Annotated in this window: 22 protein-coding genes and 1 pseudogene; 16 read left to right on the forward strand and 7 right to left on the reverse strand. The window is 71.0% G+C overall.

Annotation, left to right across the window (positions count from 1 at the left end; translation table 11 throughout):
* Nucleotide 1 precedes the first annotated feature (1 nt).
* From BCF33_RS03050 to BCF33_RS03060, 3 genes are all read right to left on the reverse strand, one after another.
* Complete coding sequence (locus BCF33_RS03050; protein ID WP_106159445.1) at nucleotides 2–1,297, reverse strand: TRAP transporter large permease; 1,296 nt, start codon at nucleotides 1,295–1,297, stop codon at nucleotides 2–4.
* Nucleotides 1,297–1,821, reverse strand: coding sequence for a TRAP transporter small permease (locus tag BCF33_RS03055; RefSeq protein WP_245883698.1), 525 nt, complete (start codon nucleotides 1,819–1,821; stop codon nucleotides 1,297–1,299). The genes BCF33_RS03050 and BCF33_RS03055 overlap by 1 nt, the downstream gene beginning before the upstream one ends.
* Nucleotides 1,822–1,885: 64 nt before the next feature.
* A complete protein-coding gene (locus BCF33_RS03060; RefSeq protein ID WP_106159446.1) occupies nucleotides 1,886–2,848 on the reverse strand; it encodes a TRAP transporter substrate-binding protein in 963 nt (320 codons plus the stop codon).
* 257 nt (nucleotides 2,849–3,105) lie between these two features.
* Between BCF33_RS03060 and BCF33_RS03065 the strand changes: the two genes are divergently transcribed.
* From BCF33_RS03065 to BCF33_RS13875, 6 genes are all read left to right on the forward strand, one after another.
* The gene (locus tag BCF33_RS03065) at nucleotides 3,106–4,359 is read left to right on the forward strand and encodes an MFS transporter (RefSeq protein ID WP_106159447.1); all 1,254 of its coding nucleotides are present in this window, start codon (nucleotides 3,106–3,108) and stop codon (nucleotides 4,357–4,359) included.
* Nucleotides 4,360–4,501: 142 nt separating this feature from the next.
* A complete protein-coding gene (locus BCF33_RS03070) occupies nucleotides 4,502–5,101 on the forward strand; it encodes a DUF924 family protein (protein WP_106160176.1) in 600 nt (199 codons plus the stop codon).
* Between the two features lie 64 nt (nucleotides 5,102–5,165).
* A complete protein-coding gene (locus BCF33_RS03075; RefSeq protein WP_106159448.1) occupies nucleotides 5,166–5,387 on the forward strand; it encodes a hypothetical protein in 222 nt (73 codons plus the stop codon).
* 108 nt (nucleotides 5,388–5,495) lie between these two features.
* On the forward strand, nucleotides 5,496–6,893 hold the full coding sequence (lpdA, locus tag BCF33_RS03080) for a dihydrolipoyl dehydrogenase (protein ID WP_106159449.1): 1,398 nt from the start codon (nucleotides 5,496–5,498) through the stop codon (nucleotides 6,891–6,893).
* 288 nt (nucleotides 6,894–7,181) lie between these two features.
* A complete protein-coding gene (uvrA, locus tag BCF33_RS03085) occupies nucleotides 7,182–10,040 on the forward strand; it encodes an excinuclease ABC subunit UvrA (RefSeq protein WP_106159450.1) in 2,859 nt (952 codons plus the stop codon).
* A 2-nt stretch (nucleotides 10,041–10,042) separates the two neighbouring features.
* Nucleotides 10,043–10,453, forward strand: coding sequence for a hypothetical protein (locus BCF33_RS13875; protein ID WP_146132777.1), 411 nt, complete (start codon nucleotides 10,043–10,045; stop codon nucleotides 10,451–10,453).
* A gap of 12 nt (nucleotides 10,454–10,465) precedes the next feature.
* On the opposite strand, the gene moaA is transcribed toward BCF33_RS13875, so the two are convergent.
* Nucleotides 10,466–11,485 carry a GTP 3',8-cyclase MoaA gene (gene moaA / locus BCF33_RS03090; RefSeq protein WP_106160177.1) on the reverse strand — a complete coding sequence of 340 codons (1,020 nt, stop codon included), beginning with the start codon at nucleotides 11,483–11,485 and terminating at the stop codon, nucleotides 10,466–10,468.
* A 95-nt stretch (nucleotides 11,486–11,580) separates the two neighbouring features.
* Here moaA and BCF33_RS03095 point away from each other — a divergent pair, with 95 nt between their 5' ends.
* On the forward strand, nucleotides 11,581–12,102 hold the full coding sequence (locus BCF33_RS03095) for a hypothetical protein (protein WP_106159451.1): 522 nt from the start codon (nucleotides 11,581–11,583) through the stop codon (nucleotides 12,100–12,102).
* A 125-nt stretch (nucleotides 12,103–12,227) separates the two neighbouring features.
* Here BCF33_RS03095 and BCF33_RS03100 read toward each other — a convergent pair whose 3' ends face one another.
* From BCF33_RS03100 to glmU, 3 genes are all read right to left on the reverse strand, one after another.
* Nucleotides 12,228–12,890: an HAD-IA family hydrolase gene (locus BCF33_RS03100; RefSeq protein ID WP_158259344.1), complete on the reverse strand. Its 663-nt coding sequence runs from the start codon at nucleotides 12,888–12,890 to the stop codon at nucleotides 12,228–12,230.
* 125 nt (nucleotides 12,891–13,015) lie between these two features.
* Entirely contained in the window at nucleotides 13,016–14,818 is a 1,803-nt protein-coding gene (glmS, locus tag BCF33_RS03105; protein ID WP_106159453.1) for a glutamine--fructose-6-phosphate transaminase (isomerizing), read from the reverse strand.
* A 12-nt stretch (nucleotides 14,819–14,830) separates the two neighbouring features.
* Nucleotides 14,831–16,183, reverse strand: coding sequence for a bifunctional UDP-N-acetylglucosamine diphosphorylase/glucosamine-1-phosphate N-acetyltransferase GlmU (glmU, locus tag BCF33_RS03110; protein WP_106159454.1), 1,353 nt, complete (start codon nucleotides 16,181–16,183; stop codon nucleotides 14,831–14,833).
* A gap of 120 nt (nucleotides 16,184–16,303) precedes the next feature.
* Between glmU and BCF33_RS03115 the strand changes: the two genes are divergently transcribed.
* The 9 genes and pseudogenes from BCF33_RS03115 (at nucleotide 16,304) to BCF33_RS14215 (ending at nucleotide 24,739) form a co-directional block, all read left to right on the forward strand.
* Nucleotides 16,304–16,957 carry an HAD-IA family hydrolase gene (locus tag BCF33_RS03115; RefSeq protein WP_106159455.1) on the forward strand — a complete coding sequence of 218 codons (654 nt, stop codon included), beginning with the start codon at nucleotides 16,304–16,306 and terminating at the stop codon, nucleotides 16,955–16,957.
* 70 nt (nucleotides 16,958–17,027) lie between these two features.
* On the forward strand, nucleotides 17,028–17,468 hold the full coding sequence (locus tag BCF33_RS03120; RefSeq protein ID WP_106159456.1) for a hypothetical protein: 441 nt from the start codon (nucleotides 17,028–17,030) through the stop codon (nucleotides 17,466–17,468).
* 112 nt (nucleotides 17,469–17,580) lie between these two features.
* Complete coding sequence (locus tag BCF33_RS03125; RefSeq protein WP_106159457.1) at nucleotides 17,581–18,693, forward strand: lytic murein transglycosylase; 1,113 nt, start codon at nucleotides 17,581–17,583, stop codon at nucleotides 18,691–18,693.
* A gap of 75 nt (nucleotides 18,694–18,768) precedes the next feature.
* A complete protein-coding gene (locus BCF33_RS03130; RefSeq protein WP_425432739.1) occupies nucleotides 18,769–19,176 on the forward strand; it encodes an NADH-quinone oxidoreductase subunit A in 408 nt (135 codons plus the stop codon).
* 148 nt (nucleotides 19,177–19,324) lie between these two features.
* The gene (locus BCF33_RS03135; protein WP_170073281.1) at nucleotides 19,325–19,849 is read left to right on the forward strand and encodes a NuoB/complex I 20 kDa subunit family protein; all 525 of its coding nucleotides are present in this window, start codon (nucleotides 19,325–19,327) and stop codon (nucleotides 19,847–19,849) included.
* Nucleotides 19,846–20,487: an NADH-quinone oxidoreductase subunit C gene (locus BCF33_RS03140; RefSeq protein ID WP_245883699.1), complete on the forward strand. Its 642-nt coding sequence runs from the start codon at nucleotides 19,846–19,848 to the stop codon at nucleotides 20,485–20,487. The genes BCF33_RS03135 and BCF33_RS03140 overlap by 4 nt, the downstream gene beginning before the upstream one ends.
* Nucleotides 20,487–21,719: an NADH-quinone oxidoreductase subunit D gene (locus BCF33_RS03145; RefSeq protein ID WP_106159460.1), complete on the forward strand. Its 1,233-nt coding sequence runs from the start codon at nucleotides 20,487–20,489 to the stop codon at nucleotides 21,717–21,719. Before BCF33_RS03140 ends, BCF33_RS03145 begins: the two co-directional genes overlap by 1 nt.
* A gap of 111 nt (nucleotides 21,720–21,830) precedes the next feature.
* A pseudogene (nuoE, locus tag BCF33_RS14280) lies at nucleotides 21,831–22,796 on the forward strand (NADH-quinone oxidoreductase subunit NuoE); the annotation flags it as partial.
* A gap of 719 nt (nucleotides 22,797–23,515) precedes the next feature.
* Complete coding sequence (locus tag BCF33_RS14215) at nucleotides 23,516–24,739, forward strand: hypothetical protein (protein WP_211292353.1); 1,224 nt, start codon at nucleotides 23,516–23,518, stop codon at nucleotides 24,737–24,739.
* Nucleotides 24,740–24,742 lie beyond the last annotated feature (3 nt).

Consider the following 24,742-nt stretch of genomic DNA (forward strand, 5'->3'; position numbering starts at 1 on the left):
GTCACATCAGCGAAGGCAGCCACAGCACGATGGACGGAAAGGCCACGATGAGGCCGACCCCCGCCAGCAGGAGCAGGAAGAACGGGAACGCGGCCTTCGCGATCCGGACTATGTCGATCCCGGTCAGCCCCTGGATCACGAAGAGGTTGAACCCCACGGGCGGCGTGATCTGCGACATCTCCACGACGATGACGAGGTAGATGCCGAACCAGATCGGGTCGATTCCCACCGCCTGCACCATCGGCAGGATGATCGACGTGGTCAGCACGATCACCGAGATGCCGTCGAGGAAGCAGCCGAGCACGATGAAGAACACCGTCAGGGCCGCCAGCAGCGCCAGGGGCGAAAGGCCCATCCCCCCGATCCACGCGGCCAGCGCCCGCGGGATGCCGGTGAAGCCCATCGCCACGGAGAGGAAGGCCGCGCCGAGAAGGATGAAGGCGATCATCGCCGAGGTCCGGACGGCCGCCATGGCCGCCTCGCCGAGCCGCGCCCAGCTGAATCCCCCCGTCCCGAACGCCAGGATCACCGCCAGCACTACGCCCAGGGCCGCGGCGTCCGTCGGCGAGGCGAGGCCCGTGTAGATCGAGCCGATTACCCCGAGGATCAGCAGCATCACGGGGATCAGCCGCCGCGACGCCGAGAGACGGGCGAGGAACGACGCACGCTCGCCGGGCGGCGGGATGAGCGCGGGGTTCATCCAGGCGCGCGCTGCGACGTAGAGGCCGAACATCGCCGTGAGCATCAGCCCCGGAATGATCGCCGCCACGAACAGGCGCGCGATGCTCTGCTCGGTCGCGACGCCGTAGACGATGAGGATGATCGAGGGCGGGATCAGCAAACCCAGCGTGGCCGAACCGGCGAGCGTGCCGATCACGAGGCCCTCGGGATAGCCGCGGCGCTTCAGCTCGGGCACGGACATCCGCCCGATGGTCGCCGCCGTCGCAGCGGACGATCCCGAGACGGCCGCGAAGATGGCGCAGCCCAGGACGTTGACGTGTAGCAGGCGACCCGGCACCCGGCCCAGCCAGGGCGCCAGCCCGCTGAACATGTCCTCGGACAGTCGCGAACGCAGCAGCACCTCGCCCATCAGGATGAAGAGCGGCAGCGCGGCCAGCGACCACGAATGGGAATGCCCCCAGAGCGTCGTCGCCAGCACCAGCCCCGCCGGCGCGTTCGAGAAGGCGAGCAGCGCCACCAGCGCCACGCCACCCAGCGCGATGGCGATCCACACCCCCGCCGCGAGGAACGCGAGCAGCACCCCCAGTAGCGCGAGGCCGACGAGGATCAGGTCCATCAGGCCTCTTCCCCGCCGCCCAAGACGGGCCGGCGCGCGGCCCAGGTCTCGAACAGCGACTGGCCCAGCGCGGCCGTCAGCAGCGCCAGCCCCGCGACCATCGGAAGCTGGACGATCCATGTGGGGATCGCGACGATGCCGGACGAGACGTCGCCGAAGCGGCGGCTCTCCTCCGCGAGGATCGCGGCATAGGTCGTCGCGTAGCCGGCGAAGCCGGTTCCCGCCGCGAGCACCACCAGCTCGACCGCCCATGCCGCGCGCTCCGGCAGGCGCGAGGTGACGAGGTTCACCCGGACGTGCCCGCCCGTGCGCAACGTCCAGGGCAGCGCGAGGAACGTCGCCGCGGCCAGCAGGTAGCCGGCGAAGTCCGCATAGGAGGGGATGGTCGGCGGCAGCGGCAGGCCGGCGCGCGTTCCGGCGTTCAGCAGCACCTGCGCCGAGATCAGCAGGCAGATCGCGGCGATGCAGCACGCGGCGAGGACGGCTGCGCCCCGGTAGAGGGCGTCGAGCGCTCGGGACATCATCGGCTGGCCTCTCGTGGGCTCGGGCGGAACCGGGGCGGCTCCGCCCGTCTTCATGCGCGCGCGGTCACTCGCCGCGATATTCCGACAAGACACGGAGGGCCGCGTCCGAGGCCGCGTCCTCCCAAGTGCCCAGCATGGCCTCGCCGATACCCTCGAGGTCGGTGAGCAGCGTCTCGCCCGGCTCGTAGATCGTCATGCCGTTGTCGGCCATGACCTGCGTCTTCTCCTGCGTCTCAGTGCGCGACAGGTCCCATCCACGCGCCTCTGCGGCCTCTGCGGCCTCCAGCACGGCGGCCTGCACGTCCTCGTCGAGGCGCTGGAAAGCGCGCTGGTTCACGACGACGACGTTCTTCGGCAGCCAGGCGTCGACTTCTCCGTAATGGGTGACGAAATCCCAGGCCGACGAGTTCGCGCCCGTCGAGGGCGAGGTCATCATCGCCTCGACCTGTCCCGTGGCGAAGGCCTGCGGGATGTCGGACGCCTCCACCTGCACAGGGGCCGCGCCCGCGAGGGCGGCGAACTCCTCCAGCGCAGCGTTGTAGGCGCGGAACCGCAATCCCGCGAGATCGGCCGCGGAGGTGATCTCGCCGTCGGTGTAGAGGCCCTGCGCCGGCCATGGCACCGAGAAGAGCGGCATCAGCCCCTGCTCGGCCAGCAGCTCCGTCACCACGGGCTCCTGCGCGTCCCAGAGGCGGCGCGCGTCGTCGTAGGAGGTCGCGAGAAAGGGCTGGCTGTCGATGCCGAAGGTCGCGTCCTCGTTGGAGAGCGTGGATAGGAGGAACTCCCCGATCGGGACCTGCCCGGAGCGGACGGCGTTCTTGATCTCCGAATGCGGGAAGAGCGACCCGGCCGAATGGACGGTGATGTCCAGGGCGCCATCGGTCGCTGCGCGTAGGTCGTCGGCGAACTGCGCGATGTTCTGGGTATGGAATGTCGCGTCGCCATATGGCGTCGGCATGTCCCAGGACTGGGCCAAGGCCGGCGCCGCTGCGGCCAGCGCGAAGGCGGATGCCAGGATGCACTTCATCGATCGATCTCCCTGAATTCGGCGCGCTCGTCTCGGCTCGCCTGCAGGACGCTGACGTTTTGTCGCCATATCGTCAAGCAGGCGCACGGCCCCCTTCCTCCGCACCCCGCGGACCGGCGGAGGATACGGCGCCCCGCGGGCACGACCATACGTCCGCCGACGTCCCGCGCGCCATCTCCGAAACCGACGCCGGGGGTCGTTTCCAAGCTATCGGCGGCCGGCGGGCGGGCCTAGGGCGGCCCGGAAAGGATTCCCCGATGCTCTCCATCCTGAAACGCGCCTGGGCGCTTTATCTCGGCATCGGCCTCCTGATGGTCGGGAATGGGCTGCAGGGCTCGCTCCTGGGGGTGCGGGGGGCGATCGAGGGGTTCACCACCCAGCAGATGTCCTACGTGATGTCCGGCTACTTCGCCGGCTTCCTCGTCTCGGCCTCCGTCACGCCCATCATGATCCGACGCGTCGGGCACGTTCGGGTGTTCGCGGCGCTGGGCTCGCTGATCTCGGCGGTGTTGATCCTCTACCCGGCGCTGACCGACTGGTGGCTGTGGCTCGGGCTGCGCGTCGTGATCGGGTTCTGCTTCTGCGGGGTCTACGTCACGGCCGAGTCCTGGCTGAACAACGTCACCACGACCGCCAACCGGGGCAGCGCGCTGTCCCTCTACATGGTGACGCAGATGGCCGGCATCGTCAGCGCGCAGGGCCTGCTGGCGATCGGCGACCCGTCGGGGTTCATCCTCTTCATCGTGCCGTCGGTCCTCGTCTCGCTGGCCTTCGCGCCGATCCTGCTGTCGGTGAACCCCGCCCCATCCTTCGAGACCACGAAGCCCATGTCCCTCGCCGAGCTCTGGCGTGCCTCGCCGCTCGGCACGGTAGGGATGGCGCTGATCGGCCTCGTCTTCGCCGCGCAGTTCGGGATGACGGCCGTCTATGGCACCCTGGCCGGATTCACGGTCGCGCAGATCTCGCTCCTCGTGGGGGCGACCTACGTGGGGGGGCTGGTGCTGCAGTTCCCGATCGGCTGGGCGTCGGACATGATGGACCGACGGGTGCTGATCCTGGGCTGCGCGGTCGTCGCAGTCGGTGGCGCGGCGGCCGGCCTTTCGGGCGGGTTCGCCGGGGCCGTAGTGGCCGGCGCGATGGTCGGCGGGTTGTCGAACCCGATCTACGCGCTGCTCATCGCCTATGTGAACGACCACATCGAGTACGAGGACATGCCCGCCGCCTCCGGCCGCTTGCTCTTCGTGAACGGCCTGGCGGCGGTGGCCGGACCGGTGGTGGTCGGCTCCGCGATGAACGTGGCCGGTCCGACGGGATTCTGGTGGTTCCTCCTCGTCGTGATGGCGGTGCTGGCGGGCTACACCGGCTGGCGCATGACCCGTCGTCCCGCACCCTCGGCCGAGGAGACGGGAAGCTTCGCCCCCATCTTCGCCGAAGCTTCGGCCGTCACCTGGGAGGCCGTCTCCGAGGAGATGGAGGAGACCTCCGGCGAGGACGAGGAGCGGGCGGCCTGAACGGCGGAGGGGGCCGCCGCCGCACGTTTCGCCCCAGGGGGTACCGGCCCCGTACTTCCCTCAGGCTACCTGGGGGGAGGCACGGCCCGGCGGGACCCGCCCCGTGCCGCAGATCGTTGGGAAAGAGATGGCGGAGGGCGGCATGAGCGGCACGGACGAGGTGGACGATGTCCTGGCTTTCTGGCTGGACGAGGTCGGGCCCGAAGGGTGGTACAAGGGCAGCGAGGCGCTCGACGCGCGGATCCGCGCCCGGTTCCTGGGCCTCTGGCACCAGGCGGCGGCGGGGGCGCTCTCCCTCTGGCTCACCTATCCCGAGGGCGCGCTGGCCTACTGCATCCTGACCGACCAGCTTCCGCGCAACATGTTCCGCGGCACGGGCAAGGCGTTCAGCACGGACCGGATCGCGCGCCGGGCGGCGTGCATGGCCGTGAGCCGCGGGTGGGATCGGCGGATCGAACCCCCCGCGCGGCAGTTCTTCTATCTGCCCTTCGAGCATTCGGAGGCCCGCGCCGACCAGGACCGCGCCGTCCGCCTGATCGCCGAACGCCTGCCCGCCATGGACGAGACGCTCCTCCATGCGCGCGCGCATCGAGAGGTGATCCGCCGCTTCGGCCGCTTCCCGTTCCGCAACGATGCCTTGGACCGCGCCCACACCCCGGAAGAGCGGGATTGGATGTCCTCCGGCGGATACGGGCGCACCGTCCGCGCCATGGGCGGGGACATGCCGGACGGCGCGCCGTGAAGAAGGTTTCCCGAACGGGCCGGGCGCGTTAGGCTGCCTCCAACCCTATAGAGGATGACGGACCATGCAGAATCGTACCCTCTGGGCCGTTATCGCCCTGATCGGACTGGTGACGGTCTCCCTGACGCTCTTTGGATGGGTGGACGCCGGACCGTCCTGGATACAGGGGTTGGGCTACCTGATCTTCCTGTTGGGCGTGTGCGGGTTCATCTGGTCGTGGATCGTCGAGGCGCGGCGCGCCCGGCGTCCCGGCGACGACCGCTACAATCCCCCCCGCAACGGCTGAGGCGGTTCGCAGCGCAGCCATGCGCAGCAGGGCCCTTCCGCTCGACGCCCCGAGATGGCACGTTGAGATAGTTCAACGTTAAACCATCCCGTGGGAGGGGGCCGCCGCATGGCCGAGACCAAGTTCGACATGATCGTCATCGGCGCCGGCCCCGGGGGCTACGTCGCCGCGATCCGAGGCGCGCAGCTCGGCCTGAAGGTCGCCTGCGTCGAGCGCGAGCATCTGGGCGGCATCTGCCTGAACTGGGGCTGCATCCCCACGAAGGCGATGCTCCGCTCGTCGGAGGTGTTCCACCTGATGCACCGCGCGAAGGAGTTCGGCCTGAAGGCCGAAGGGATCGACTACGACCTGGACGCGGTGGTCAAGCGCAGCCGTTCCGTGGCCAAGCAGCTCTCCGGCGGGATCGGGCACCTCTTCAAGAAGAACAAGGTCACGTCGATCATGGGCGAGGCCCGGCTGGCCGGTAAGGGCCGTGTCGAGGTTAAGGGCGAGAAAGGCACCCAGACGCTGGAGGCGCCCAGCATCGTCGTGGCGACCGGGGCGCGGGCGCGGAACCTGCCGGGGCTGGAGGCGGACGGGAAGCGCGTCTGGCATTACAAGCACGCCCTGCAGCCGCCGCACATGCCCGAGCGGCTGCTCGTCATCGGGTCGGGCGCCATCGGGATCGAGTTCGCGAGCTTCTACAACACCCTCGGCGCCGAGACGACGGTGGTCGAGGTGATGGACCGCATCCTGCCCGTCGAGGACGAGGAGATCAGCGCCTTCGCGAAGAAGCAGTTCGAGAAGCAGGGCATGACCATCATGCAGAAGGCCATCGTGAAGGGGCTGGACCGTCAGAAGGACAAGGTCGTCGCCACCATCGAGGCCAACGGCAAGGCCGAGACGCACGAGTTCGATACGGTCATCTCGGCCGTGGGCATCCAAGGGAACGTCGAGGGGATCGGCCTGGAGGAGGCCGGCGTCACGGTCGAGAAGTCGCACGTGGTCGTGGACGAGTACTGCCGCACGGGCGTCGAGGGGGTCTACGCCATCGGCGACATCGCGGGCGCGCCCTGGCTTGCCCACAAGGCCTCGCACGAGGGGGTGATGGTGGCCGAGCTGATCGCGGGCAGGAACGACGTCCACCCGATCCGTCCGGGCGCCATCGCGGGGTGCACCTACTGCCATCCGCAGGTCGCCTCCGTCGGCATGACCGAGGCCGCCGCCAAGGAGGCGGGGCACGAGATCAAGGTCGGCCACTTCCCGTTCGTCGGCAACGGCAAGGCCATCGCCCTGGGCGAGCCGGAGGGGATGGTGAAGACCGTCTTCGACGCCAAGACCGGCGAGCTTCTGGGCGCGCACATGGTCGGCGCCGAGGTCACCGAGCTGATCCAGGGATACATCGTCGGTCGCCAGCTCGAGACGACGGAGGCCGACCTGATGGAGACGGTGTTCCCGCACCCGACCCTCAGCGAGATGATGCACGAGAGCGTGCTCGACGCCTACGGCCGCGCCATCCACTTCTAGGGTCCTGCGCGCGGTGGAGGCCGGTACGCTTCTCCGCCGCGCGGGCCTCCGAGGGCGGTCCGGTCGCTCCGGCCTCGTCGCCCGCCGGGCCGGCACCGAACGTCGCGGGCCGGGCGCCGCCTTTCGGGCCCTCTGGCACGACGGCGCCGGATACGTTAACCGTTCCTTATATGTTCCACGTGGAACCCTGCCTCGCCGGGCTTGCCGCAGGGGAACGACGTTCCTAGCTGTCGCGTTCGGCGTCGTCCCGCGGAGGGGCAGGGGCCGCGCATCCTCCGAGGTCGGCCCATGGCAGAAATGAAGAAGATCGAGGTGCGCGGCGCGCGCGAGCACAACCTCAAGTCCATCGACGTCTCGATCCCCCGCGACGAGCTGGTGGTCATCACGGGGCTCTCGGGTTCGGGCAAGTCCTCGCTGGCCTTCGACACGATCTATGCCGAAGGGCAGCGCCGCTACGTCGAATCCCTGTCCGCCTACGCCCGCCAGTTCCTCGACATGATGGAGAAGCCGGACGTCGACCACATCGCCGGCCTCTCGCCCGCGATCTCGATCGAGCAGAAGACCACGTCGAAGAACCCCCGCTCGACCGTGGGCACGGTGACGGAGATATACGACTATCTCCGCCTCCTCTTCGCGCGGGTCGGCGTGCCGCACAGCCCCGCCACCGGCCTGCCCATCGAGGCGCAGCAGGTGCAGGACATGGTCGATCGCGCCATGCGGATGCCCGAGGGCACGCGCGGCTACCTCCTCGCGCCCATCGTGCGCGACCGAAAGGGCGAGTACCGCAAGGAGATGCTGGAGCTGCGCAAGCAGGGCTTCCAGCGCGTGAAGGTCGACGGGCAGTTCTTCGAGCTGGACGAGCCCCCCACGCTGGACAAGAAGTTCCGCCACGACATCGACGTGGTCGTCGACCGGATCGTGATCCGCGAGGGGATGGAGCAGCGCCTCGCCGACAGCTTCCGCACCGCGCTGGACCTCGCGGACGGCATCGCGATCCTGGAGACCGCTCCGAAGGAGGGCGAGGCCGAGCGCTTCACCTTCTCGGAGAAGTTCGCCTGCCCCGTCTCCGGTTTCACGATTCCGGAGATCGAGCCGCGGCTCTTCTCCTTCAACGCGCCCTTCGGCGCCTGCCCGGAATGCGACGGCCTCGGGGTCGAGCTCTTCTTCGACGAGCGGCTGGTCGTGCCGGACGCCGCCCTGACCCTGGCCGACGGTGCGCTGGCCCCCTGGCGCAGGGGCAAGTCGCCCTATTTCCTCCAGACCATCGAAGCCATCGCGAAGCATTACGAGTTCGACGCCGCGACCCGCTGGAAGGATCTACCGGCGCATGTGAGGCAGGTCTTCCTCCACGGCTCGGGCGACGACGAGATCACCTTCCGCTATGACGAAGGGGGCCGCGTCTATCAGGTCGCCCGACCCTTCGAGGGTGTGATCCCCAACATGGAGCGTCGCTACCGCGAGACCGACAGCGCCTGGGTCCGGGAGGAGTTCGAGCGCTACCAGAACAATCGTCCTTGCCACGCCTGCGACGGCTACCGCCTGCGCCCCGAAGCGCTGGCGGTGAAGATAGCGGGGCTGCATATCGGCGAGGTGGTCGAGAAGTCGATTCGCGAGGCGGCGGCATGGATGGAAGGCGTAATGGAGACGCTGACCCCCCAGCGGCGGGAGATCGCGCGCGCCATCGTCAAGGAGATCGCCGAACGCCTGGGCTTCCTGAACAACGTCGGCCTGAACTACCTGACCCTGTCGCGGAACGCCGGCACCCTCTCGGGGGGCGAGTCGCAGCGCATCCGGCTGGCCAGCCAGATCGGCTCGGGCCTGACGGGGGTGCTCTACGTACTGGACGAGCCATCCATCGGCCTGCACCAGCGTGACAATGACCGCCTTCTTACGACGCTGAAGAACCTGCGCGACGCGGGCAACACCGTAATCGTGGTCGAGCACGACGAGGAGGCCATCCGCGAGGCGGACTACGTCCTCGACATCGGCCCCGGCGCGGGCGTCCACGGGGGCGAGGTGATCGCCGCCGGCACCCCGGCCGAGATCATGGCGAACCCCCGGTCGGTAACGGGCGACTACCTCGCCGGTCGGCGCGAGATCGCGGTCCCGGCCAGGCGCCGGAAGGGAAACAGGAAGAAGGTCACGGTCGTGAAGGCGGCGGGCAACAACCTGAAGGACGTCACGGCCGAGTTTCCCCTGGGCAAGTTCGTCGCCGTCACGGGCGTCTCCGGCGGGGGCAAGTCCACGCTGACCATCGAGACGCTGTTCAAGACCGCGTCCATGAAGCTGAACGGCGCCCGCCAGACCCCCGCGCCCTGCGAGACGGTCAAGGGGCTGGAGCATCTCGACAAGGTCATCGACATCGACCAGCGGCCCATCGGCCGCACGCCCCGGTCGAACCCCGCGACCTACACCGGCGCCTTCACCCCCATCCGCGACTGGTTCGCCGGGCTGCCCGAGGCCAAGACCCGCGGCTACAAGCCGGGCCGCTTCAGCTTCAACGTGAAGGGCGGGCGCTGCGAGGCGTGCCAGGGCGACGGCGTCATCAAGATCGAGATGCACTTTCTTCCCGACGTCTACGTCACCTGCGAGACCTGCAATGGCGCCCGCTACAACCGCGAGACGCTCGAGGTCACCTTCAAGGGCAAGAGCATCGCCGACGTCCTCGACATGACCGTCGAGGACGCGCAGGAGTTCTTCAAGGCGGTCCCCTCCATCCGCGAGAAGATGGACGCCCTGGTCCGCGTGGGCCTGGGCTACATCAAGGTCGGCCAGCAGGCGACGACCCTCTCGGGCGGCGAGGCGCAGCGCGTGAAGCTGTCGAAGGAGCTGGCGAAGCGATCGACGGGCCGGACGCTCTACATCCTGGACGAGCCGACGACCGGCCTGCATTTCGAGGACGTCCGCAAGCTGCTCGAGGTGCTGCACGAGCTGGTCGACGCGGGGAACACCGTGGTGGTGATCGAGCACAACCTCGACGTCGTGAAGACCGCCGACTGGGTGATCGACATCGGCCCCGAGGGCGGCGACGGCGGCGGCACCGTGGTCGGCACCGGCACCCCGGAGGACATCGCGGCGATCCCGGAGAGCCACACGGGGACCTACCTCGCGCCGATGCTGAAGGCGCGGAAGATCGCGGCGGAGTGAGTATGGATCGAGCCGATATTCGACGGCTACCGGAAAAACCTAAGATCGACGAAGCGAACTACGGTTGGACAGGGAAATTTAACGACCAGCCGTGTTTGATTATCGGGCACAATCAGCTGAATTGGAACCCGGAATTAAAGACCTCCGTCATCGATACGAGGAACTGGCTGAAGGGCGACTTTTCCGCACCCCAGCTCCGTCGAAGCAAGAGGTTCCACGATCTTGCGGCTGATCAGCAGGATGTCGGTATCCTAGTCTATGTCTTCGAAGACGTCGGGGGCGGGACGACCAGCAAGGGTGAGTACCAAGCCAAGCGTGGCCGGAAGCGGCTGACAGGGTGGTTCGAGATCGTCGAAGTAGGCGAAGAGGATGGCCGAGGTTGGATGCGGGCGGTGATGAGAGCGCGCGACTGATCTGATAAGCTGCTAGCCGCCGGTGTGGGACATGTGACGGCGCATCTTGCCGCCCTCGGTCCCGCGCGAGTAGTCGAAGTCGTGCCCCTTGGGCTTCTCGCCGATGGCGCGCCGGATCGCTGCCTCCAGCGGACCGTCCGTTCGACTAGCGCGCAGGGGCGCACGGAGGTCCATGCGGCCCTCCTGGCCGAGGCAGGTGTAGATCTCGCCCGTGCAGGTGACGCGGACGCGGTTGCAAGATTCGCAGAAGTTGTGCGTCAGGGGCGTGATGAAGCCGATGCGCTGACCCGTCTCTTCCAGGCGGACGTAGCGGGCGGGGCCGCCCGTGCGGTCGGGAAGGTCGGTGAGGGTCCACGTCTCGGACAGGCGCCGCCGCAGGTCCGAGAGCGCCCAGTACTGGCCGACGCGGTCCGCCTCGGGGCCGAGGTCGCCCATGGGCATGACCTCGATGAAGGTCAGGTCGTGTCCCTCGGCGCCGCACCATTCGACCAAGCGCTCCAGCTCGTCCTCGTTGAAGCCCTTCAGGGCGACCGTGTTGATCTTGACCCGCAGCCCCGCGGCTCGCGCCGACTCGATGCCCCGCAGGACCTGTGGCAGCCGTCCCCAGCGGGTGACGCGGGCGAACCGCGCCTCGTCCAGCGTGTCGAGCGAGACGTTGACCCGCCGCACCCCGGCCGCCGCGAGGGGGGCGGCGAAGCGGGCGAGCTGCGAGCCGTTGGTCGTCAGCGTCAGCTCGTCTAGGCCGCCGTCCTCCAGATGGCGGGACATGCCCTCGAAGAAGCGGACGATGTCCCTGCGAACCAGCGGCTCGCCGCCGGTCACGCGCAGCTTGCGCACCCCGAGACGGACGAAGGCGGTGCAGAGGCGGTCCAGCTCCTCCAGGGTAAGGAGTTCCTTCTTCGGCAGGAACTGCATCTGCTCGGACATGCAGTAGACGCAGCGGAAGTCGCACCGATCCGTCACCGAAAGGCGCAGATAGGTGATCGCCCGCGCGAACGGGTCGATGAGTGGGGCGGGGCCGGGCGCGTTCATCCTGCCGAGGCTAAGGTCCGCGAAGGCCCGCCACAATGGGCGCGCCCTCGGCAGTGGGGGGTGCGTCCGCGGAAGGCGGCGCATAGGGTCGCGTCATGAGGACCATCCTGATCGCCCCGCTCGCCCCGTTCGCCCTTCTCGCCGCATGCGCGGCCCCGCCCGGGGCGCCGCAGACGGCCTCCGCGCCCGGTGGGGGTCCGCTCCCCCAGGTCACGCTGCCCGAGACTCCGGGCGCGACGGATGCCGTCGTCGCCGAGGCCGGGACCGCCCCTCCGCCGCGCGGCGCGCGGACCGCGGACCAGTTCGACACCACCACCGCGGAGGAGCGCGCGGTCGCCGTCACCGCCGCCGCCGAGCCCGAGGCCGCGCCGCAGCGGCTGCTGGGCACGCAGGTGGTCGCCCTGGGCGATCCCTCCGAGACAGGGTTGTGGCTGGCGACGGACCTCGTGTCGTCGGAGACGCCGGGGCGGGTGGTCGACCCCGCCAACGGCAACGGCGTGCTGGTCGAGCTGAGGCCCCTCGCGGGTTCGGGCGCGCCGCAGATCAGCCTCGCGGCGCTGCGCCTGCTCGGCGCTTCGCTGACCGCGCTGCCAGAGGTCGAGATCTACGCCCGCTAGGGCCGTTCGCCGGGTTCAGCCCGGGCCGGACCCCCGCTCGGGGGGCCCGACCCGGACCGGAGACGTCCCGTGGCAGCCCGTCGGCCGCCCCCCAGCGGCCTCCGGCGGTCCGTCTCGTCTTTGGGTCACCCCGCCGGGACGGGCCCCTCCGCGAGGCCGAGGGCCTCCGGGGTCAGGCGGGTGACGATTCGTTCGGCGCCGGGAAAGGCGCGATGGGCATGGCGCGCGCCCGGAAAGGCGACGACCCGGAGGCCGGCTTCCCGCGCGGCGGCGGCGTTCTCGGGGCTGTCCTCGACCGCGACCGCGCGCGAGGCCGGAACGCCGAGCGCGTCCAGCGCGGCGTGCCAGATGTCGGGCGCCGGCTTGGGGCGCAGGTCGGCGACCCGCGTCCCGTCGAACCCGATCGCGCCCGCGGGCAGGCCCGGCCGCCCGCGAGCGAGGATCAGCTCGACGGTGTCGGGCGAGGTGGTCGAGCAGACGGCGACGGGGACGCCCGCCTTCCATGCGGCCTCCACGACGTCGGACACGCCGGGGCGCAGGGGGACGCCGTCCTTCAGGGCGGCGTTGAAGATCTCGGTCTTGCGGCGATGGATGGCGCGGGCGTCGATATGCGCGCCGCGGGCGCGGTTGTATTCCTCGATCCGGCGCAGTCCGCCCGGACGTTCGAGAAGGGCGGTGTACTGCTCGTCCGTCCACCTCCAGTCGAGGTCGGCCTCGGCGAAGGCGCGGTTGAACGCCTCGCGCTGCATGTCCGAAGTTTCGGCCAGGACACCGATGGATCCCAGCAAGATGGCTTCCGTCCGCATTCGGCCCCCGGCGTCGTGTGCTGCCACTATGCGGCGGGGCGCCCCGCCGGTCCACCCTGAACCTGGGATTTTTCCATCCGCACCGGGGGTTGCGCGTTCGAAGGATGCTATTCGACCGTCACGGACTTGGCGAGGTTGCGGGGCTGATCGACGTCCGTCCCCTTCAGGCGGGCCGTATGGTACGCGAGCAGCTGCAGCGGCACCGCGTAGATCATCGGGGCCAGGATCGCCGGCACCTCGGGCATTGTCAGCACGCGGACGGGCCCCTGCCCGGCGGCCTTCGCCCCAGCGGCGTCGGTCAGCAGGACGACGCGCCCCTCGCGGGCCATCACCTCCTGCATGTTCGAGATCGTCTTCTCCAGGAGGGGGTCGGTGGGCGCCACCACGATGACCGGCATGTCGCGATCGACGAGGGCGATGGGCCCGTGCTTCAGCTCGCCCGAGGCGTAGCCTTCCGCGTGGATGTAGCTCAGCTCCTTCAGCTTGAGCGCGCCTTCCAGGGCCAGCGCGCTCATCGCGCCGCGGCCGAGGAAGAGGGCGTCCGAGGCCAGCGCGAGCTCCTGCGCGGCGGACTCGATCCCCGGCTCGGCGCCGAGCGCCTCGTTCATCAGGCCCGGCAGGCGGTCCAGCGTCGCGAGGTCGGGCGCCGGATCCCGGCCGAGGAGGTCGAACGCGGCCTTCAGCGCCAGCAGCGCCAGCACGGCCAGCTGGCAGGTGAAGCCCTTGGTCGAGGCGACCGCGATCTCCGGCCCCGCATGGATCGGAAGGACGATGTCGGACTCGCGCGCGATGGTCGAGGTGGCGACGTTCACCACGCCGACGATCCGGTCCGCCTTGCCCTTCATGTAGCGAAGCGCGGCCAGGGTATCGGCGGTCTCGCCCGACTGCGAGACGAAGATGGCCGTCGTCCCTTCGGGAACGGGCGGCTCGCGGTAGCGGAACTCGGACGCGACGTCGACCTCGACGGGGATGCGCGCCATCCGCTCGATCCAGTGCTTGGCCACGAGGCCGGCGAGGTAGGCGGTGCCGCAGGCCACGATTGTCACGCGCCGGCATCCGCGGAAGTCCAGCGTCTCGGGCAGGCGCAGGGCGCCGCCGTCGGCATAGGCGCGCAGGCAGTCGGCGAGGACGGCCGGCTGCTCGTGGATCTCCTTCAGCATGAAGTGCTTGTAGTTGCCCTTGTCCGTCACGGCCGAGGCGGCGATCCGCTGCTCGGCGCGCCGCACCTCGCGCCCCGATCCGTCGAAGAACGTGGCCCCCGCGCGCGTGACGACGGCGCGATCCCCCTCCTCGAGATAGGTGATCCGGTCGGTCAGCGGGGCGAGGGCGATGGCGTCCGAGCCCACGAACATCTCGCCGTCCCCGTGCCCGACGGCCAGTGGGCTGCCCTGGCGGGCGACGACCATCAGGTCGGGATGCCCGTCGAAGAGGAAGGCAAGGGCGAAGGCCCCCTTCAGCCTGTCGACGGTGGCTAAGGCGGCCTCGACCGGCGTCATCCCGGCGGCGAGGTGCCGCGCGGCGAGGGCTGCCACGGTCTCGGTGTCGGTCTCGGATTCGAGGGCCGCGCCGTCGGCCTCCAGCTCCTCGCGGAGGGCGCGGAAGTTCTCGACGATACCGTTATGGACGACCGCGACGGGTCCGGTCCGGTGCGGGTGCGCGTTCGAGGTGGTCGGCGCGCCATGGGTGGCCCAGCGCGTGTGGCCGATGCCCGCGAAGCCGGGCAGGGGGTCCGTCACCAGGAGGTCGGCGAGGTTCGCCAGCTTGCCGACCGCCCGCCGCCGGTCGAGACGCCCGTCGTCCACCGTCGCGATCCCGGCGCTGTCGTAGCCGCGATATTCGAGCCGCTTGAGCGCCTCGACCATGATCGGGGCCGCCTGATGCCGGCCGAGGACGCCGATGATGCCGCACATGGGGTAGCTCCTTCAGGAGGGGCGCTTGGACTGCCGCAGCCGCGCCATGAGGGCCGCGCCGCGGCCCGCCTTGTTCACCTGCCGGCCCCGGCCGAGCGCGAGGTCGCCGGGGGGCACGTCCTCGGTCACGACCGAGCCCGAGCCGACGACCGCGCCCTCGCCCACCGTGACCGGGGCCACCAGCATCGAGGACGAGCCGACGAACGCGTCCGCGCCGACGACGGTGCGGTGCTTGTGCACGCCGTCGTAGTTGCAGGTGACGGTGCCTGCGCCGAGATTGGCGCGCGGCCCGACCTCGGCGTCCCCCACGTAGGAGAGGTGGTTGACCTTCGCGCCCTCGCCCAGCGTGGCCTTCTTCACCTCGGAGAAGTTGCCGACCCTCGCGTTCGGGCCGATCTCCGCGCCGAGCCGCAGCCGGGCGAACGGGCCGATCACCGCGCCGGGCGCGACCGTGCACCCCTCGAGATGCGAGAAGGCGCGGATCACGGCCCCCCCCTCGACCCGCACGCCGGGGCGGAAGACGACGTTGGGCTCGACGGTGACGTCCGGCGCGAGCGCCGTGTCGTAGGCGAAATGGACCGTCTCGGGCGCGACGAGCGTCACCCCCTCGTCGAGCGCGCGGAGGCGGGCGGCGTCCTGGAACGTCCGCTCCGCCGCGGCGAGGTCAAGGCGCGAGTTGACGCCCATCGTCTCGACCTCCTCGCAACGGACGACGCGCGCGGACCAGCCCCGCCGGCGGGCGATGGCGGGGATGTCGGTCAGGTAGTGCTCGCCCGCGGCGTTGTCGTTCCCGACCGCGGCGACCAGCTCCAGCAGGAGCGGTGCGGGCCCCATGACCACCCCCGAATTGCAGAGCGTGATCGCCCGCTGCCGCTCGTCGGCGTCGGCATACTCGACGATATCGAGCAGCTCGTCGCCGTCCGTCACGAGCCGGCCGTAGCGCCCGGGATCGGCGGCCTCGAAGCCCAGCACGACGAGGTCGGCGCCCCCGTCGCGGGCCCGCACCATCCGGCGCAGGGTGGCCGCCGTGACGAACGGCGTGTCGGCATAGAGGACGACGGCGTCGCCGCCGAACCCTGCCAGGACCGGCGCCGCCTGCGCGACGGCATGGGCCGTTCCCTTGCGCTCGGGCTGGTGGACGACGTCGGCGCGGGGATCGACGAGCCGCGCCGAGGCCGCGACGAGGTCCGCGTCGTGGCCCGTGACGACCACGGTCCGGGCCGGCCCCAGCGCCGCGCCGCCGCGCATCGCGTGGTGGAGGAGCGGGGCGCCCGCGACCTCGTGCAGGACCTTCGGCAGGGCCGAGCGCATCCGCGTGCCGGCGCCCGCCGCCAGGATGATCAGTGCCGTCTCGCGTGCGCCCATGCCCGTCCCCCGTCGTGATCCGCGCGGGGTATCCCCGCCCCGTGGGGGCGGCAAGACATGCGCCGTCGCGGGATGTTTCAGCCCGTTGCGCCCGCCGCCCGCCATGCTAGGGGCGCGTCCATGCGGACGGTGATCCTGGACCTCGACGGAACGCTGATGGACACGGGCGCCGACCTGCTGGCCGCGGCGAACGCCGCCGTCGGCGCGGACGTGCTGGACCCGGCGGAGGACAAGGCGACCGCGTTCCGCGGGGGGCGGGCGATGATCCGCCTCGCGCTCGGGCGGATGAACGGCGCCTGGACCGAGGCGGAGGTCGACGCCCTCTTCCAGCCGCTCCTCGACCGATACGAGGCGCGGATCGACGAGCGGACCACGATCTATCCCGGCGCCATGGAGGCGGTCGACGAGATGCGCGGCCGCGGCTGGCGCGTCGGCATCTGCACCAACAAGCCGGAGGGCCTGGCCGAGACCCTGCTGCGCCGGAAGGGCGTGAGGGATCGGTTCGATTCGCTCGTGGGGGCGGACCGGCTGGCGGTCAGGAAGCCCCATCCCGACCACTACGCGCTTTCGGTCGGGGAGGCCGGGGGCGACGTGGCGCGCTCGCTCCTCGTGGGCGACACGGAGACGGACCGCGAGACTGCGCGCCAGGCCGGGGTGCCGTGCGTCCTCGTGGCTTTCGGGCCCGAGGGGCGCGCCGTGGAGCGGATGGCGCCCGAGGCGCTGCTCAACGGCTACGAGGATCTCGTCGCGATCGCCGAGCGGCTGATCCCGTGACGGCCGCCGGCGGGACCAAGCGGCTGACGGCCCGGCCCTATGTCGGCCGGACACCAGAGGGAGGACGCGCATGATGCGAAAGGCGATGGCGGGGCTCGCGGCGCTGCTTCTTGCGGGGCCGGCGGCCGCGCAGGACGCGACGCTCCCGGCGCTGATGGCGGAGAACCGGGTCGAGGTGACGGACCTCTTCCTCGCGGACCTCGATCCGCGCGATCCCTCGGCCGGCAGGGCGCTGGAGATGCGCGTCGAGAGCGCGATCCCCGTCGAGCCCGCCGCCCTGCGCGCCGGCGAGATCGACGCCGGCAAGCTCGCCCTCTTCGAGGGGCTGTGCGCCGAGGTGCTGATGCCGATGGCCGAACGGATGAACGCGGGGACGGGCGAAGGGATGCTGGCCGGCATCCGCATCCTCTTCGACGAGACCCCCGGCGCCGCGATCGGCGCGGCCAGCCGGATGCGGGGCGTCACCTTCGCCGTGACGATGGAGCAGGGCTGCGGCCACTTCTCGGGCTGAGCCGCCGTCGCATCCGCGCCACGCCCGCGGGCGGAGGTTCGCCGCGTCGCCCTCGTCCCGGTTGCGGGCCGGGCCCGCGGGCGGGAGAGTCCGCCCGGAGGAGGACCTTCCCATGCCGAACCGCCGTCTCTTCGTCCTGTCGGGGCTCGCGCTGGCCGGGTGCGGCGGGGGCGGCGTGCCGGCGTCGGCGCCCCCCGCGGCGCAGGCGCGCTTCGTGGCCGTCCCGAACGCCGGATGGGACGCCTGGGTCGCGGCCTACCGCGACCGCGCCGCCGCGCGCGGCATACCCGCCGCCACGATCGACGCCGCCTTCCGCGGGGCGGGCTTCCTGCCCGAGGTGATCGAGCGCGACCGCAACCAGGCCGAGTTCAGCCGTTCCTTCGAGGACTACCTCCAGCTCGTCGCGTCCGAGCAGAGGGTGCGCGAGGGGCGGGCCGCCTTCGCCCGCCGCGAGCGGACCCTGCGCGCCGTCGAGGCCCGCTACGGCGTCCCGGCCGAGGTGCTGGCCGCGATCTGGGGCGTCGAGAGCCGCTACGGCACGCGGCGGGGCACGGTTCCCGTGATCTCGGCCGTCTCGACGCTGGCCTATGACGGGCGCCGGGGCGCCTTCTTCGAGCGTCAGCTCGACGCGGCGCTGCGGATCCTCGGCGCGGGCGACGTCTCGCCGGACCGGATGGTCGGCTCCTGGGCTGGGGCGATGGGGCACACGCAGTTCATCCCGACGAGCTTCCGGCAGTCCGCCGTGGACTTCGACGGCGACGGGCGGCGCGACATCTGGGGCGCGGATCCTGCCGACGCGCTCGCGACTTCGGCGAACTACCTCGCCCAGGCCGGCTGGCGGCGGGGCGCGCCCATCGCGTCCGAGGCCGCGTCCGGCCTGCGCCCGGACCCCGGCGGGCCGGCCTTCGCCACGGGGCCGAACTTCCGCACGATCAAGCGCTACAACAACTCGGACAACTACGCGCTCGCCGTGGCCTACCTGGCGGGCCGCATCGCGGGGGGCGGGCCGCTCGGGACGGCGTTCGGGCCGGACCGGTTCGGGCTGACGCTGGAGGACCGGATCGCGCTGCAGGAGCGTCTGAACGCCGCCGGGTTCGACGCCGGAAACGCGGACGGGGTGATCGGCGACGGCACCCGGGCCGCGATCGAGGCGTTCCAGCGTTCGCGCGGGCTGGCCGCCACGGGTGACCCGTCGCCGGTGCTTCTGGGGGCGCTGGCGGGGTAGAACACGGCGCCGCGCCCCCGTTGACCCCCGGCGGGACCGGCCGTACTGCCGGTGGCAGCGAGAGGAGTTGCCGCGATGGAGAACGAGGTCGTCGTCCTGATCGACACGATGGGCCCCTACCAGGCCCTCCTGCGGGAGTATCTGCCGATCGTCATCTTCCTCGGCCTCGCCATCGCGCTGGGGATCGTGCTCGTCCTCTCGGCGGTGGTGCTGGCGGTGAAGAACCCCGACCCCGAGAAGGTGTCGGCCTACGAGTGCGGGTTCAACGCCTTCGACGACGCGCGCATGAAGTTCGACGTTCGGTTCTACCTCGTCGCGATCCTCTTCATCATCTTCGACCTCGAGGTGGCGTTCCTCTTCCCCTGGGCGGTCGCCTTCCCGCATCTGTCCGAGGTCGCGTTCTGGTCGATGATGGGCTTTCTCGGCGTGCTGACGATCGGCTTCGCCTACGAGTGGAAGAAGGGCGCGCTCGACTGGGAGTGACGCGGCCGCTAAGGCGCGGCGCCCGGCCTTGATGCCGCGTCGCCGGAGGGAAGACCGACCTGCTTCCGAAGGTCGCGCCGCGTTGACCCGCCCGTGCCGCGCGCATAGGTCGGGGCCGATCAAGGAAAGGGTATCCGCTATGGGCGTGATGACCGGCGCGAACACCGCGGGCGCTGACCTCGAGTACGGCACCCAGACCCTGAACAGGCAGCTTCAGGACAAGGGCTTCCTGCTGTCCTCGACCGAGAACGTCATCAATTGGGCCCGCACCGGCAGCCTTCACTGGATGACCTTCGGCCTGGCCTGCTGCGCGGTCGAGATGATCCAGACCTCGATGCCGCGCTACGACATCGAGCGTTTCGGCGCCGCGCCCCGGGCCTCGCCCCGCCAGTCGGACCTGATGATCGTGGCGGGCACGCTGACCAACAAGATGGCGCCCGCGTTGCGCAAGGTCTACGACCAGATGCCCGAGCCGCGCTACGTCATCTCGATGGGCTCCTGCGCGAACGGGGGCGGGTACTACCACTACTCCTACTCGGTGGTGCGGGGCTGCGACCGGATCGTGCCGGTGGACGTCTACGTGCCCGGCTGCCCGCCGACGGCGGAGGCGCTGCTCTATGGCGTGCTGCAGCTCCAGAAGAAGATCCGCCGCACGGGGACGATCGCGCGATGAGCATGGTGGTGACCGCCCGCGGCGGTGACGAGGCCGCGCTGGCCGAGCTGGGCGAGTACGTCGAGGCCAGGCGCCCCGACTGCGTGCTGGGACGCGATGTCCGGCTGGGCGAGCTGACGATCGAGGCGACGCTCTCCTCGCTGCCCGGGTTCGTCGACTTCCTCAAGCGCGACGACCAGACCCGCTTCTCGACGCTGGTGGACATCACCGCGGTCGACCACCCCGGCCGCGAGAAGCGGTTCGACGTGGTGTACCACTTCCTGTCGATGTACCTGAACCATCGCATCCGCGTCCGCATCCAGGCGCGCGAGGACGATCTCGTCCCGTCGCTGACGGACGTGTTCCCGTCCGCCGACTGGTTCGAGCGCGAGGTGTTCGACCTGTTCGGGCTGATGTTCAGCGGACACCCTGACCTGAGGCGCATCCTGACGGACTACGGCTTCCGCGGGCATCCCCTGCGGAAGGACTTCCCGACCACCGGCTACACGGAGGTCCGCTACGACGAGACCCTCAAGCGCGTGGTCTACGAGCCGGTGAACCTCGTGCAGGAGTACCGGCAGTTCGACTTCATGTCCCCCTGGGAGGGCGCCGACTACGTCCTGCCGGGCGACGACAAGGCGGAGGAGGAGAAGGCGTGATGGACGGCGACCTGACCACCGCGCGGGGCTTCGAGGACGCCGCCACGGGCGAGCAGAAGATCCGCAACTTCAACATCAACTTCGGCCCGCAACACCCTGCGGCGCATGGGGTCCTGCGCCTCGTGCTCGAGCTCGACGGCGAGATCGTCGAACGGTGCGACCCCCATATCGGCCTGCTGCACCGCGGCACCGAGAAGCTGATGGAGTCGCGCACCTACCTGCAGAATCTGCCCTATTTCGACCGCCTCGACTACGTCGCCCCCATGAACCAGGAGCATGCCTGGTGCCTGGCGATCGAGCGGCTGACCGGCACGGAGATCCCGCGCCGCGCCTCGCTGATCCGCGTCCTCTACTGCGAGATCGGGCGCATCCTGTCGCACCTCCTCAACGTCACGACGCAGGCCCTCGACATCGGCGCGCTGACCCCGCCCCTCTGGGGCTTCGAGGAGCGCGAGAAGCTGATGATCTTCTACGAGCGTGCTTCCGGCGGGCGGCTCCACGCGGCCTTCTTCCGCCCCGGCGGCGTCCACCAAGACCTTCCGCCCGAGCTGCTGGAGGACATCGACGCCTGGTGCGACGCCTTCCCCAAGGTCCTGGACGACATCGACGGCCTTCTGACCGAGAACCGCATCTTCAAGCAGCGCAACGCCGACATCGGCATCGTGAGTGAGCAGGAGGCCCTCGACTGGGGCTTCTCGGGCGTGATGGTGCGCGGCTCGGGCATGGCCTGGGACCTGCGCCGGGCCCAGCCCTACGAGCTCTACGACGAGTTCGAGTTCGACATCCCCGTCGGCCGGAACGGCGACTGCTACGACCGCTACCTCGTCCGCATGGAGGAGATGCGCCAGTCCGCCCGCATCATGAAGCAGGCCGTCGCCAAGCTGCGCGCGCCCGAGGGGCAGGGCGACGTCCTGGCGCGCGGCAAGATCACGCCCCCCAAGCGCGGCGACATGAAGACGTCGATGGAAAGCCTGATCCATCACTTCAAGCTCTACACCGAGGGCTTCCACGTCCCTGCGGGCGAGGTCTACGCCGCCGTCGAGGCCCCGAAGGGCGAGTTCGGGGTCTATCTCGTCGCCGACGGGACCAACAAGCCCTACCGCGCCAAGCTGCGCGCGCCGGGCTACCTGCACCTTCAGGCGATGGACCACATCTGCCGGGGCCACCAGCTCGCCGACGTGGCGGCCATCATCGGCACGCTCGACGTGGTGTTCGGCGAGATCGACCGGTGAGGGTCGCGCATGGCGGGGGCGGCGCCTTCGCCATGCGGCCTATGCCCGCGCCGGGTTGAACCCCGTGCCCGGGCCGCCCTATCTGCGCCCGACTCCGCACGAGGGACCCCCATGCTCCGCCGCCTCTACCACGACCAGCCCGAGGGTTTCGCCTTCACGCCCGCCAACCAGGAATGGGCCGAGGCGCAGATCACCAAGTACCCCCCGGGCCGGCAGGCCTCCGCGATCATCCCCCTCCTCTGGCGCGCGCAGGAGCAGGAGGGGTGGCTCTCGCGCCCCGCGATCGAGCACGTGTGCGAGATGCTCGACATGGCCTTCATCCGGGGGCTCGAGGTGGCGACCTTCTACTTCATGTTCCAGCTTCAGCCCGTGGGCCGCGTGGCGCACGTGCAGGTCTGCGGCACCACCTCCTGCATGATCTGCGGGGCCGAGGACCTGATCGCCGTCTGCAAGGAGGAGATCGCGCCGAGGCCCCACCAGCTCTCCGCCTCGGGCGACTTCTCCTGGGAGGAGGTCGAGTGCCTCGGCGCCTGCGCCAACGCGCCGATGGCCCAGATCGGCAAGGACTACTACGAGGATCTCACCGCGGACATCCTGCGCGACCTCCTGCGGCGCATGGCGGCGGGCGAGGTGCCCCAGCCGGGGCCGCAATCCGCGCGCTTCGCGTCCGAGCCGATGATGGGCCTGACCTCGCTGGGCGAGCGTGACGGCGAGCGCTACGACCACAACGCCTCCGTCACCCTGGCGACGGAGATCGGGGACACGCTGAAGCGGATCGACGGCACGGAGGTGCCGCTGAGCGCGCCCTGGCGCAAGCCCGAGCCCGACGGCGCCGCCCACCCCGAGCGCGACCCCCTGACCAGCCCCGGGGCGGGCCCCTCGCAGGCCGAAGGCGGCGCGCCCGGATCGGGCCCGGAGGACGAGCCCGAGGCGGCCGAGCTGTCGGACGCCCCGGTCGACGGCACGCATTACCGGAAGGGCGAGGGCGACGCCGTGTCGACCGCCCGCCCCCGCGAGAGCGAGCCGGCCGAGGCCGCGCAGTCCGGCGCCACGGCGGGCGACGACCCGCGCGTCGGACGGCAGGCGGTCGTCGGCGCCGAGCCCACCGTGGCCGAGACGAAGCCCGAGGATGCCGGCCCGGTCGCCGAAGGGCTGACGGGTCGGGACGTTCCGGACGGCGCCGAGACGCGCGGCGGCGTGACCACGGGCAACGCCGCGGCGGCGGACGGCCCTTCCGGCGGCGTCACCCCGGCCGAGGGCGACGACGAGCCCGCGCCGGTCCGCGAGCCCGATCGCGACCGGCCGGCGGCGCACCCCGCGCCGGACGCCGAAGGCGACGCCGGCACGGAGGGACCCGGTCCGCACGGCGGCGCCGACGCGCCCGAGAGCGTCCCGGAGACGCCCCCCGCCGAGACGAGGCGCCCCCTTCCCACGGACGAGGCCCCGATCGGCACGCGCCCTTCGGGTCTGGACGAGCCGAGGGAGGGCGGTCCCGACGACCTCAAGCGGATCGGGGGGATCGGCCCGAAGCTGGAGGCCATGCTCCACGACCTCGGGGTCTATCACTTCGACCAGATCGCCGCCTGGGGACCGGAGGAGGTGGCCTGGATGGACCGCAACCTCCGGGGTTTCCAAGGCCGCGTGACCCGCGACGACTGGGTGGGGCAGGCGAGGGCGCTGGCGGGGTGACGGCCGGCCGGCGCGCCCGCACCGCACGGGGGCGGGACTTCGCGCCGCAGTTGCGCTAGGTAGGGACGTCACAAGACGCAGATACCGCACGAAACGGGGATCCCGCCATGCCGACGAAGCACCGAAACTCGCCCAGCGCCCTCTTTCCGGCGTCGCTCTTCGCCCTGATGGTGGGCGTGATCGCGGCGACGGTCCTTCTCGTCATGTACGACGACTGGTCGTGGATCGGCGCGCTCGGCATCGCGGCGCTGATCGCCTCGGTGGTGTTCGTCGTTCTTCTCGTGATGCTGCGGGCCCCGAACCCCCCCGCGGCCGAGAGCGCGGACGCATTCGAGCCGCTGAACGACACCCGCAGCGCCCCGCCCGCGAGCGCGGAGGGCGCGGCCGTCGGCCGCCACCTGGGCGAGGGGACGACCACCGCCGCCGCCGTGACCTCCGCAGGAACGGCCAGCGCGCCGTCCGTGGCGGTTCCGGCCGACGCGGCCCGCCGTTCCCCCCTCGATCCGGCGGAGATGCCCCTGCCGGGCGCGGGCGACGTCGGTCCGCCGGCGGGCGGCTCGAGCGAGGGGGCGGTCGACGCGCTGGCGGAGCGTGGCAAGGCCATCGAGACGGCGGAGTCGGCCCCGCTCGCGCCGGAGGTGCCCCGGAAGGGCGCGCTCGACGGCGGCACCGTCGCCAGCGAGGGCGTCCCCCACGACGAGAAGCCGCAGGCGAAGAAGGTGCCGCCTGCCGCGACCGCCCATCACGCCGAGGAAGCCGGCGGCGGCGATCCCGGCGGCGTCGATCCCATGATGCCGGCGCCGACGAAGCCCGACCCGGCGGCCCGCGACGACGCCCGCGCCGCCTTCGAGGCGGAAGCAGGCGGCGGCGATCCGGGGGGCGTCGATCCCATGATGCCCGCCCCGGGTGCGGGCGCAGCCGCGGATCGCGCCGATGCCCGCGCGGCCTTCGGCGCGGAGGCCGGCGGCGGCGATCCGGGCGGGGCGGACCCGATGATGCCCGCCGTGGACGCCGCCCCCGCCGGAGAGAGCCGCGAGGACGCGCGCGCCGCGTTCGCCGGCGAGATGGCCACGGGCCGCGCCCCCGGCGCCATCGAGGGCGCGCGGGCGGGCGGCGCGGACGACCTGAAGATGATCAAGGGGGTCGGCCCGAAGCTGGAGGCGATGCTGAACGGCATGGGCATCTACCACTTCGACCAGATCGCCGCCTGGGGCAGCGACGAGATCGCCTGGGCCGACGCCAACATCGAAGGGTTCAAGGGCCGCGTCAGCCGCGACGACTGGGTCGGCCAGTCCCGCACCTTGGCCGCGGGCAGCGATCCGGCGGCCTGATCC

The sequence above is a fragment of the Hasllibacter halocynthiae genome, assembly GCF_003003095.1.
GTDB classification, from domain to species: domain Bacteria; phylum Pseudomonadota; class Alphaproteobacteria; order Rhodobacterales; family Rhodobacteraceae; genus Hasllibacter; species Hasllibacter halocynthiae.